Here is an 11,955-nt window from a genome sequence, read left to right on the forward strand (position 1 = left end):
AGGGAACTTCTTACCCTGAAAAATCTTTCTTGCGGGCTAATTTATTATGATGAGTTAAACATTGCCAACGGTTGGTACCTTTCAGGGTGGTGTCCCCAGTTTGAAAGCGGAGCCGTTCTGGTTCCCGTGCAAGGCGAGCCGATGATATTAGGAGGACCAGAATCTGAACCTTTTGCTCAAATTGATTCAGCTATCAAAAAGACCAAGAATATTCCAGTTTTTATGGTACCAGAGGAGGAATATCCTAATGCTTACATCTCTTCTTTTGCTGAAGTTTTTGAAGAAATAGAAATGAATAAGAATGATCGGCGAATTGGAATAGTTGGTCTGGAGAAGATACCGTTGGGGGTATACCGGCGATTGCTAGCGGAGTTAGAGGGGGTAGAATTAGTAGACCTTACTCCAGAGTATGAAAATTTTCGAAAATTAAAATCCCCCTGGGAAATAGAACAAATTAAACAAGCTTTTGCCATTGCTGATGAATCCATAAAGATAATGGAAGAATTGGTGAGAGAAGGTGTTTTTGAAACCGAAATAGCAGGAGCTGGAGAAGGAAGAGCTCGTTCTTTGGGGGCTAACTGGTTTGCTTTTAAAACCATTGTAGCCAGTGGAATTAGAAGTAATGGGGTAGTACCTACTGCTTCGAGCGAAAAGTCTCTTCAGAATGGCGAGACATTGATGGTAGGAATTAGTCCTCGATTTAACGGATATGCGGGAGTAGCAGGTTATACTTATGTAGTGGGTAACAAAATAAACGAAGCTCAAAGGACCTGTTTTAATGATATGGTGGAGGCTTATCGTATCACAAAATCAAATTTAGTGCCAGGAGCAAAAGGACGAGACATCGATTCCAAGACCAGGGAATTTCTGGTGAAAAAAGGATATGCTAAATATCTGGTGTGCCCATTTGTCCATACCATCGGTCTTATGGAAGCAGAAGCACCTTTTTTTGGCCCAAATAGCAATGATGTACTGCAGCCAGGAATGACAGTTTGCATTGATGTAAGTGTATTCTCTGTACCAGAGGTGAATGGGATTCGCTTAGAGAGTGGGTATTTAATCACTGAAAACGGAGCGGTACCTCTTTCTCCTTTTATGGAGCAAAAAATTCTTAATTCTCGAATATAGTTTAGATTTTTCTCTTCAGAGAATTTTGTTAGCTTATCTATTAATTAATTCTTTTGTGGTAATAGCTCAAAAAACTCGTGGTGTAGGCAGGCCGGCTTTATATGGCCTTATAAATACACCTATTTTCTTCTTTTCTGAAGCTATCATTTTCTCTTAGGATAATTGGAAGGGAAACTAGCTAAGTACTTTGTAGACCTTCCTAATTATGGGATTGATAAGATGCACCTGAGTTATAGTGGGGAATAAACAGAGAAACGAGCGCTGCTATTCCGGTTAAAATTGCTCCCCAGAGGTAAGCATTTTTTAGTCCCTGCATAAAAATTGAAGCCTCTTTGTCTAACAGCTTTTCTAACCCTTGAAGGATGGAGGAGGGAACTGAAGCACTGATAATTCCACCTCCTGTGGCAGTTCCCAGAACCATTCCTACGTTACGCACTGTGGCCAGAATACTTGAGGCTACACCTAGATGTTCTCGGGGTACGCTTCCCATGGCAATGTTCATATTGGGGGACTGAAAAATTCCAGTGCCTAAGCCAAAGAGAGCTAACCTCCAGGCGATGTCTGCTGTACCAACATAGATGGGTAACTGGCTTAAAGAAAACAAGCTTAGAGTGCAGAAAGTAGCACCCAGGAAAGCAAGAAAGCGAGGGTTAATACGGTCAGAAAGTGAACCAGCAAAAGGGGCTACCACTAAAGTAGTGAGGGGGAAAATAGTTAGGAGAAGCCCTACTTCACTTTGCTCATATTGTAACACTCGATTAAGATAAGAGGGAGTGAGGGTTACTAAGATATACTGAGACATGAAATTTAATAGAGCACATAGATTGGCTAAGGAAAAAGACAGGTTATGGAATAATTGTAAATTTATCAGAGGCGAATCAGCCCTTTTTTCTATTATCAAAAAACTGAAGAATGCCACAAGCGCAACTACAGCGGTAAAAAGAGTAGTAGAATTTATTCCTTGAGCTGGAAAGCGATTTAAAAAAAAGAGAAAGGAAAAAAGAAACAGGCAATTGGTTATTGCTCCTCCCACATCTATTTTTCCTGGTTTCCCTTTTAATTCTGGAATAACTTTATTTCCCCACCACAGGCCAATAATGCCGATAGGTACGTTTATCAGGAAAATATAAGGCCAACCGGCAAGGTGAGTGATGAAGCCGCCTAAGGATGGCCCAATGGCTAATCCAGTGGATACACTGATAGCGTTAATTCCCAGAGCTCGACCTCGCTCCTGGGGAGGAAAAGAGGAAACAATTATAGCATAAGGTACAGACATCATCATTCCAGCTGTAGTTCCCTGAATAGCGCGAAAAAGAATTAACCAGGAAATAGAGGGTAAAAAATAGGAGAGGCTGCATAGGAGAGAAGTAATAGTAAAACCAGAAAGACCAATTAAATATATTTTTTTATATCCTAAAATATCGCCCAAGCGACCATAGAACAGGAGTAAACTGCTAACAGTCAAGAGGTAGACCATAACCACCCATTGAGCTTCAGTGAGGGCAACACCAAAATGATTTCCTATAATGTGGTAGTTAACGTTAATCACACTGGCATCGATAGGTCCCATGATGCCACCTAACATTACTGCCGTTAAGATTCGATAACGGTTAGCATGATGCGATTTGGTAAGCTCTTCTTCCATCTATTTTTTTGGGCTTCGGTATCAGCCAGGTAGGATAATTTACATTCTACTATATCCTAAAATATTTCCATTTTCCAGACTTAAACCGGGAATAAATTACCATAGCTCTTACTATCTGATCCAAAGCTATAGCTAACCACGCACCTGTAAGTCCCCAACCAAATGTCATTACGAAAAGGTATGCCATTGCCACTCTCATTCCCCAGATGCCTATGATAGTGGAATAGAGAGGGAAACGGGTATCACCTGCTCCTCTTAGGGCGCCAGCCAGTATAAATTGAGTTGACTGGGCAGGTTGAATAAGGGCTATAATTCTCAAGCATATACGACTTTGTTCAATGATAGCGCTATCATTAGTATAAAGCATTGTTATATATTTTCCAAAGAAAAATATTGTAAATGCGCTTATACCAGAGACTATCATTCCCAATAATCTTGTTTGACGAGCACTTTCTTCTGCGATATCTGGCTTATCAGCTCCTAAAAGCTGTCCTACAAGAGTGGTAGCTGCCATAGAGAAAGCTTGTCCGGGCATAAATGATAAAGATTGGATATTCATAGCTATCTGATGAGTGGCAAAGGCTATGGTTCCCAATTCTGCTACTATTCTTACAAATGTTAGCTGCCCTGCTCTTAATACGAATTGTTCCAGGGCAGAAGGTATGCCTATATTAAATATTCTTTTCAAAGTGCTAAAATTCGGGCGATAGCTCTCTTTTAAGGAAAGCTTAAGCACTGTTTTTTCTCTATAGAGTACATAAAACAGGATGGCTGAAGCGACAAATCTTGCGATGGAGGTAGCTATGCCTGCACCTGCAACTCCCAGGGCCGGGGCTCCAAGTTTACCAAATATTAAGATATAGTTTCCTAATATATTCGATAAATTGGCAACAATATCAGCTATAAGGGGAGTTTTCATGTCACCAGAACCTCTAAGTATAGCTCCCAGCGCCATTGCTAAGACATTAAAGGGTGTTCCTAATGCTATCATTCTCATATAGGCGACACCTAAAACCAACACCTCAGGATCCGCTCCCATAGCTCTTTCTATTTGAGGAGCAAATATATATAAAAGAGGTAGCAACACTATGCCGAAAAATATACTCACCACAATACTCTGCCTTGCCACATCTTTTGCGCTATCTATATCTTTTGCTCCTATAAAACGGGCCACTAATGCAGTAGTCCCAACCGTAAGAGCCATAAAGACAGAGATAATAAGAAGAACGGGCTGGTTTACCATTCCTATAGCTGAGATGGCGGCGGGTCCTAGTCTTCCAACCATAATCATATCTACCATACCTACAAAACTGATAAGAAACATGTTTAGCAGAGCAGGTAGAGACAGAGAAAAAGCCTTGGAGCGGATATGTTTTTTGTCCAAGATTTCTGGCAGGATAGTATTAAAATCTTCTCCTTCTAAAAAATCCTCTTCATTTTCTACTACTTTTTCTTCCAACTTCATCTTCCTTTAAGATATATTATATTGATTCTTATTTATATAAAGAGAATGCAGTCAATTTGTCAAGGCCAAATTGAACTTTCTTTGGAACACGGAAGGAAGATGGTATCCCCCCGGTAGGCATTAAAGTTCTCAGAGAAAGAGAAAAAAATGAGAGCTTGATTTAAATTGTTTCAATAATGGAATATATCAAAGTTATAAAGAGGGTTGTAATACCAAGATTAAGGTGCTAAAGAGAAATGTTGGGGGTTGAGGGAATGCAAAGGTTAGAGGTTTACTGGAGAAAGATTTCACCGGGATTCATGCCAAGGACAGATGTTTCCACACATGTTGGCATAGAGTCTCTAAAAACTATAGAAACTACCGGGAAAGATGTTTCTCTTCAGTGTTGTTGTGGTTTTTGTAGTGAACCGTTAGAAATGTGGAGAAAGGGATAGTAGCGAGAGCTTTATTTAGAAAACGCAATCGTCCATTACGAAATTGTCTTGCAGGATAATGATTTACCAGGGAGTAACATCTCCGGGTAGCTGGGGTTTAACGAGAAGAGTTTTTTCTCGTCGGTAAGTTACTTTTCCTATCTGAGAGGGAAGAGTGCGAACATATTTTACCTGAGTTACAATGACTTCTGCTCTGGATTCTCCTCGAACAGAAGAGAAATAAGCGGCTACCCGGGCTGCTTTTTGTATCTCTTCCTCCTCATTTTCCTTGTTTTTTATTTTTAAAATCACGTGGGAACCAGGCAAGTCTCTTACATGAAGCCAGTAGTCCTGGGGAGAAGCAATTTTGGTGACCAAAAAATGGTTGCTCTTTGCATTTTTCCCCACCCATATTTCATTGCCTTGTGAAGTTTTAAATCTTAAAGCTTTTTCTGGAGAAGAAAGAAAAGCTTTGTTTCCCTCTTTTTCAGGCAGAAGTTCTTCTTCAAAAATTTTCTCTACTTTTTTTTCCTTTTTTTCTAATTCTTTTAGTCTTTCTCTTAGCTTGAGGTTTTTTTCTCGGCCTTTACGATAAAGTCGAAAATAATTTTGCATATTCTGGTTTATGGAAAGTCGAGGATTAAGAGGAATAAAAATATCTTGAGGAGGAGAAGAAAAGACGTTTTTAACCGTTATTCCTTCTTCGGTTTTGCTTATTACTTCCAAGCCAGGAAGAATTTTCAGGAGCTCCCCTTTTATCTTTAACTCTTCTAATTCTTCCTCGTTTTTTATCAAACTTTCAATCTTTTCTCTTTCCTTTTCTAAGAAATCCAGTTCTTCTTTCAATCTTTTCTCTTTTATTTTTTGCTGAATAAACTCTTCTTGCCTTTCCCACCAGGAAAAATGGAAACACTCCACTGCCTGATTGAAGGAAGGAAACTCTTGATAAGAAAGAGAGGAATAAGGGGTAACCGAGTCCCAGAATATTCCCTGAGGTTCTCCGGAAGAAGAAAAAAACACTCTTATTTGATAATTACTCTCTCGAAGGGGAGAAATAGTTTCTTTCATTGCCTCCCGGGGACTCTTGCCTCCTCCCACCTTTTCCGCTATTATTTGGCTTAAGAAAGGGCCAATGCCATCTATTTGTTGAACAAGCTCACGTTGTAAATCCTCAGGAGAACTGGAAAAAAGCAAATCTTTTTCTTTTTCCTGAAGGAAAAAGAAGGGGTCAATTTTATTTTTCTGGGGAGGCAGAGAATATTTCTCCCCGGGAAGAAGAGTCCGGAAACGGTTCTGGTCTTTACCAACCCGACGGTGCACTCCCAGGATGTGCGGGGGTTTACTCTGATCAGTCAAAATAGCATTAGTGTTTCTTCCCGTTAGTTCTACGAACAAATAAAGATTTCCCTCTTCAAAGAGTTGGGGATTTTTAATTTCTATTTTTAATACCCTGTCCCAACCTACTTGGGTAAGAGAAATGATTTTTCCCCCTACCAAATATTTATTCAAAAGCTGCTGCCAGTTATTAGGTTTTTCTTTCTGTACTTCTTTCCCGGAAGTGGTAAAAATAAAATTCTCCTGGGGATGGAGAGAAATGACCAGGGACTTCTCTCTATCCCCAGGAGAATAAATCTCCAGCCAGGTTTCTCTTCTGGGAGTAGTAAAAACTCTCTGAATTCGTGCTCCTTTAGCTTCCTTTTCTATTTCTTCTGTTAAAAAGTGTAATGCCAGACCTTCCAAAATCTTCATCAGTTCCACCAAAAAAGTGAATTATAGTTTACTTATAGTTTGTCTTCTCTATTCAGGATTCCGGGTGCTCCTCTCCACTTGAAAATGAGAGAACCGAGAGGTGGAAGAGTAAGATTTAAAGAAAAAGATCGGCCGTGCGCAGGAATACTTTCCGTCCACACTCCTCCCCAGTTTCCCAGATTGCTACCTCCATAAATTTCCGAGTCGGTATTCAGGATTTCTTGATAGAATCCCTCCCGGGGTACTCCTATGCGATAATTAAAACGAGGAACAGGAGTAAAATTAGAAACAAAAACTAAAAAATCCCCCGGATTTTTACTTTTGCGCATGAAAGAGATTACAGAGTTGTCGGCATCATTGCAATCAATCCATTCAAATCCCTGCCAGGAATAGTCCAATTCAAAGAGAGATTTTTCAGTTGTATAGAGATGGTTTAGGTCTTTTATTAATCTTTGAAGTTGACGATGAGTTTCGTAGCCCAGTAAAAACCAATCCAGCTCTTCATCATGATTCCATTCTCTCCATTGTCCGAACTCTGTACCCATGAAAAGGAGCTTCTTTCCCGGGTAACCAAACATGGTAGCAAAACTCAGGCGCACGTTGGCAAACTTCTGCCACCAATCTCCTGGCATTTTATCGATTAGATTTCTCTTTCCATGCACTACTTCGTCATGAGAAATGGGTAAAATAAAATTCTCAGAAAAAGCATAGAGTAAGGGGAAGGTAAGATTTTGATGATGGTGTTTTCGATAAACAGGGTCTTTACTAATATAAGTGAGGAAATCGTTCATCCATCCCATATTCCATTTGAAAAGAAATCCTAATCCCCCGAGATATGGGGGTAGTGTTACTCCAGGCCAGGCAGTAGATTCTTCAGCGATGGTGGCGATTCCAGGAAAATAGTGATAGATATTTTCATGCAAATAATGGAGGAAACTAATAGCTTCTAAGTTCTCCTTTCCTCCGTAAGGATTAGGTATCCAATCTCCTTCATTTCTACCATAATCGAGATAAAGCATAGAGGCTACTGCATCAACTCGCAATGCATCAATATGATATTCTTTGAACCAGTAAAAAGCGTTGGAGATTAAAAAAGTTCTTACTTCGTTTCTTCCATAGTTGAAAATATAACTTCCCCAATGGGGGTGTTCTCCCCGTCGGGGGTCTAAATGTTCGTACAGTGCGGTACCATCAAATCTTCCTAAGCCATGGGCGTCTTTAGGAAAATGGGCAATGACCCAGTCTAATATTACTCCTATTCCTTCCTGGTGACAATAATCTACAAAATATTGAAAATCTTCTGGAGTGCCAAAGCGACTGGTGGGAGCAAAATATCCGGTTACCTGATAACCCCAGGAGGCGTCAAAAGGGTGTTCGGCGATGGGAAGAAGCTCTATATGAGTGAATCCCATCTCTTTGACATAGGCTACCAGTTGGTGAGCTAGATCTCTATAGTTTAAAAAAGAATTATCTTTCCCTCTTTTCCAGGAGCCTAAATGAACTTCATAAATACTCCAGGAAGAGGAAAGAAGGTTTTGAGATTTTCTTTTTTCCATCCACTCTTCATCTTTCCAGGGAAAAGGAGAAAGATTGTACACTATAGAAGCAGTAGCGGGGCGTAATTCAGAGAAGAAAGCATAGGGGTCAGCTTTAAGAAGGAGATTACCTTCCTGGGTTTTGATTTCAAACTTATATTTTGCTCCTTCTTCTGCTTGAGGGACGAATATCTCCCATATTCCTGAGCTTCCCAATACTCTCATTTGATGAATACGTCCATCCCACCTGTTGAAATCTCCCACTACGCTTACCCGGCGGGCATTAGGAGCCCAAACGCTAAAATAGACTCCTTTTATGCCTCCTACCTCTATCAGGTGAGCACCTAACCGTTCATAGGCAAAGTGATAAGTGCCCTCGTTAAAAAGATGGAGGTCGAATTCAGAAAAAAAAGGAAGGAAAGAGTAGGGATCAGCGGTAACTCTTATTCCTTCTTCTTCCTCTATTTCTAAAAAGTAGGCAAAAAAATCTTTCCCAGGAAGAGTCAGCTCAAAAAACCCTCTTTCTTCTACTTTATTCATAAGCCAGCTATTCTGGCTGTTATATCGGTCTATTACTTTTATTTTTTTAGCTGTGGGAATAAAAACTCTTACACAAACTCCCTTTTCTTCTTCTAAAGGATGCATTCCCAGTATAGAAAAAGGGTCATGACAATCGGCATTGATTATAGACTCCATTTTTTCTTTACTTATAGTAACGGGTGAATTACTCATACTTTTACCTCCTTTTGGGAAACGGTACGCCAGTATTCGTGATTTATTTCTTTCAGTATTTCCGGGTGAACCTGATAGGGGGTGATTATTTTTTTAGGAGGAAGAGAAAGAGAAAGCTGAGGAAAAGGGTAATTTCTTAGTTTTTCATTGTAGGCAAAAACCATCAATTTTTCCAGGTTGACCGTGTCTGCAACGTTATAGGCTAAAAGTGTTTCCAGTGCCTCAGGACACCCCTCCCGGTATTTTTGCCATAGTAGCACTGCCGTATAACCATTTACTCCTCGCAAGTCTCCTCTATCGATGCCTATGGCTTTTTCACAAGCTTTTAGTCCTCCTCGAAAGCCCAGGCTTCGTAAAATAAAGCGGAGATCTAAATGTACGTGGGGAAATTTTATCCCTAAATGCTGCTCCAGAAACGGAATATCAAAACATTTGCCATTGAAAGTTACAATGACTTTGTATTTCATAATCTCTTCCTTGAATTCCGGTAGATTGATTCCCTGAATAAAAGTTTTTATTCTTTTTCCATCAAAAATAGTTATGGCAGTGACATAGTCCTGAGGAGGGTTTAATCCAGTGGTTTCAATATCTAAAAATACGGTATCATTTTGAAAGTGAGGGAACAACCTCCAGTGGTCATGAGTATCTAAATGTTCCTTAAAAAAGCGAGCTTCTCCTCCTTCCAATTTTTGAAGGGAGCGATAAAGGAAAGAGCGCGCTGAACGGGAAAACTTAGAAGGGACAATCTTTTCCAGAGCGGGATAACCTAAGGCTTCTTCCCAGGTAGTGATGCCCTCTTCCCAGATTCTCCTTTCTATTTTTTCCCCGACACCGGGAATGTGACAAAAAGTTTGTAAAAGCATCTTTTATTCCCTCAATTCTTTTTAGTAAAATGGAAAGATTTCTGTGGTTTTATTTCTTTAACGGGCATTTCAAAAATTATGTCTTCCTGTAATTCCTGAAAACGAGGATGTCGAAAAGCGCATAGTATTCCTCTTTTACCCAAGAGGTGATGGATTTCAGGATGCAAAAATTCTAAATCCTTTTCTTCCAGTACAGTAGTGGAAGATATTCCTCCTCCGCTCCATCCTGGCCAAAAATCAATTAAGCTTTCCAGTATTTCTCCCCGATCGGAGAGAATGAAAAGCTCTACTTCTCCACTGTTCTCAAAAAGACCGGAAATCTTTACCGGATAGTAGAAATTTCGGGAGAGGAAAATATAACCCACAGGTTCAACCCTCTCCCTGTTTTCTTGAAAATCCACAATATCCAGGACAAAATAATTTATTCCTCTTTTTAAGTAATCATCGACTAGGTTTTGTAATTTTTCCTCCTGAAAGCGAGAGGGAAGGTTATTCTGAAGCAAGAAACTTCTGACCCATTCCAAAAATTCTTCGCTATCATTTACTTTTACCACCGTAATTTTATGAGCTCCTTGAGTAACCTGATATTCCACTTTTATTGCTTCTTCTTTTTCTCCCCCCTTATAAAATGTTAGATATTGCAAATTATGTTTTTCACAGATATGAGAAAGTCTCTTCCATATCTCGTTGTCTACTTCTATTATTTCAGGGAGGGAGGGAAAAGGAATAAGGCGTAAAACAGGAGTATTTTGAGAAGCAATGAGGTCGGTAGAGAGAATAATAATTTCTTCAAAACCGTCGTGAGCAATAATGGCTTTTTGGGCTACCTCTTCAACCTTCACTTCCCCTGCTGGAACTATGGCTCCCATGTCGGCATAAAGAGGAGTGGTTAAAATTGCAAGAAAGGAGATGAGTATTGTTGTCAGGGCTTCTTTCATTGTTTGCTCCTTTCTGTTCCGTTACCTATTATATTGTAAGATAATTTAACATATTTTCCAATAGCTAACTATATTACAGCAATATTATGTACTAAACGTTGTCATAAGGTTCTTTTCAAAAATCTTGTGTGACAGGTTAGTTATTCGAAAGCTTTTCTAAAGTGGATAGAAAGATCGGAAAATACTGCTTCCCGCAGAGAAGGCGCTCGGAGTTAGATTATTTTCCTGGTTAATTTAGCATTTCTTTGTATTACTCATCCGGTTTACCACCAGTTTCCGGCAGTCTTTTATATTCCCAACCCGGGTTCTTTCACAATCTTTAGGGGGCCAGATACACCAACTACCCATCTCGTTTTTCTTTGTTGTTTCCTGAGTAAACTGCTCGGCTATTTTCTGTTTCCCACCAGGGAGAGGCCTTTTTGCTCCACTTGCAATCGTTGCCTGTAATTCCTGTTAGTTTCAGACTCTTTGTAAGTGAATTGATTATTTTAAGCTGGTGAAGGCAGCAATATTCTTTTCACAAATTTTTATCAGTGTTTCGAGCTGGCTTAGAACTTTTATTTTTGCCCTTCTCGCTCGTATTTATCCCAGAAACTTTTCTTTCGAGCATGAGTCTCGGCTATTTTTTTAAAGTACAGCTCATGAGGAAGAACTCCCTGCCAGTCAGAGACTTGAGGGGCTAACTTCTCCAGTTTTTTCAAATACCGCACCCCGTATTTATAATATTTGGATTGGGCTCGACGCAGAATAGACTCTAAAAGTTCTCGATAGATAATAGTGGAGACAAGGAATCGATTTTCTTTTTCAAACCGCTGGGCCAAAGTTAGCATTAGACCGTATTGGTCGCCATTTAAAGTGTCCTCATTTTCTAGTACATATTTTTGAGCCAGGTCAACTTGATTAGTATCAAGCAGGAAAGAAATATCATAATAGAAAGAAGAAGGGTTAGCCATAATTTCCTGGCTGGTTTCAGCTATCACTTTTTCTCGTTGGTCCTCACCGATAATAGATAAAAGTTCTTCTAGGTTATCGACGTCTTTGTGCTGGCGAAAAATTCTCTGGGCTACTTCTGCTAATTTTTCCTGGTTATTGGTTTTTCGATAAATATCTAACAATAATTTATCTCGCTTATAGTCTTCTAAGGCCATTTCTGGTGGAACTTTCTTTATCCAGTCGAGCGCTTTTTCTGGCTCTTGCGCTTCTAAATAAACTTCAGCAATATCTAAACAAGTTTTAGAAGAAAGATCAGGCCAGGTAGCTAATGCAGCTCTTTCAAAAAGAGGAGCGTCATGTAGCTGACGAGCTAAAGATTCTACTGCAAAGAGAGAATGTCGAGCATCGTATTGGTTATCTTTAACAGTCTTATCAATATTTTCGGCATTTTCCCAGAACCGTTGAGCCAGAGAGCGCAAGGTTTCCTCGGGTAAAAATTGGAAAGCATGGTCTACCAATTCTTCCCGGACCCCGTATTCATCTTCCTCATAGAG

The 11,955-nt window shown here is 39.8% G+C and carries 8 protein-coding genes; 1 reads left to right on the forward strand and 7 read right to left on the reverse strand.

Annotated elements, in window-relative coordinates; genetic code table 11:
• Window positions 1-1,128, forward strand: a 1,128-nt coding sequence (locus GXZ17_RS06815; protein WP_409376541.1) for a M24 family metallopeptidase, incomplete at its 5' end; no start/stop codon positions are given.
• A 199-nt stretch (window positions 1,129-1,327) separates the two neighbouring features.
• Here the strand turns inward: GXZ17_RS06815 and GXZ17_RS06820 are convergent.
• From GXZ17_RS06820 to GXZ17_RS06850, 7 genes are all read right to left on the reverse strand, one after another.
• Window positions 1,328-2,773 carry an MFS transporter gene (locus GXZ17_RS06820; protein WP_409376542.1) on the reverse strand — a complete coding sequence of 482 codons (1,446 nt, stop codon included), beginning with the start codon at window positions 2,771-2,773 and terminating at the stop codon, window positions 1,328-1,330.
• Between the two features lie 49 nt (window positions 2,774-2,822).
• Window positions 2,823-4,238 (reverse strand): MATE family efflux transporter, encoded by a 1,416-nt coding sequence (locus GXZ17_RS06825; protein WP_409376543.1) that lies wholly within the window; start codon window positions 4,236-4,238, stop codon window positions 2,823-2,825.
• Window positions 4,239-4,735: 497 nt separating this feature from the next.
• Complete coding sequence (locus tag GXZ17_RS06830; RefSeq protein WP_409376544.1) at window positions 4,736-6,400, reverse strand: NFACT family protein; 1,665 nt, start codon at window positions 6,398-6,400, stop codon at window positions 4,736-4,738.
• 32 nt (window positions 6,401-6,432) lie between these two features.
• Window positions 6,433-8,667 carry a 1,4-alpha-glucan branching protein GlgB gene (gene glgB, locus GXZ17_RS06835; protein WP_409376545.1) on the reverse strand — a complete coding sequence of 745 codons (2,235 nt, stop codon included), beginning with the start codon at window positions 8,665-8,667 and terminating at the stop codon, window positions 6,433-6,435.
• Window positions 8,664-9,530 (reverse strand): ribonuclease H-like domain-containing protein, encoded by an 867-nt coding sequence (locus GXZ17_RS06840; RefSeq protein ID WP_409376546.1) that lies wholly within the window; start codon window positions 9,528-9,530, stop codon window positions 8,664-8,666. Before GXZ17_RS06840 ends, glgB begins: the two co-directional genes overlap by 4 nt.
• A gap of 11 nt (window positions 9,531-9,541) precedes the next feature.
• Complete coding sequence (locus tag GXZ17_RS06845; RefSeq protein ID WP_409376547.1) at window positions 9,542-10,468, reverse strand: DUF2330 domain-containing protein; 927 nt, start codon at window positions 10,466-10,468, stop codon at window positions 9,542-9,544.
• Window positions 10,469-11,025: 557 nt separating this feature from the next.
• Window positions 11,026-11,955, reverse strand: a 930-nt coding sequence (locus GXZ17_RS06850; protein WP_409376548.1) for a DUF6880 family protein, incomplete at its 5' end; no start/stop codon positions are given.

The organism is Candidatus Sordicultor fermentans (assembly GCF_012728195.1).
Taxonomy (GTDB): Bacteria; Atribacterota; Atribacteria; order Atribacterales; family Caldatribacteriaceae; genus Sordicultor; species Sordicultor fermentans.

Coding starts and splice junctions, on each gene's coding strand:
- GXZ17_RS06845 (WP_409376547.1), bottom strand. CDS start 10,468: ATGAAAGAAGCCCTGACAACAATACTCATCTCCTTTCTTGCAATTTTA.
- GXZ17_RS06825 (WP_409376543.1), bottom strand. CDS start 4,238: ATGAAGTTGGAAGAAAAAGTAGTAGAAAATGAAGAGGATTTTTTAGAA.
- GXZ17_RS06840 (WP_409376546.1), bottom strand. CDS start 9,530: ATGCTTTTACAAACTTTTTGTCACATTCCCGGTGTCGGGGAAAAAATA.
- glgB (WP_409376545.1), bottom strand. CDS start 8,667: ATGAGTAATTCACCCGTTACTATAAGTAAAGAAAAAATGGAGTCTATA.
- GXZ17_RS06820 (WP_409376542.1), bottom strand. CDS start 2,773: ATGGAAGAAGAGCTTACCAAATCGCATCATGCTAACCGTTATCGAATC.
- GXZ17_RS06830 (WP_409376544.1), bottom strand. CDS start 6,400: ATGAAGATTTTGGAAGGTCTGGCATTACACTTTTTAACAGAAGAAATA.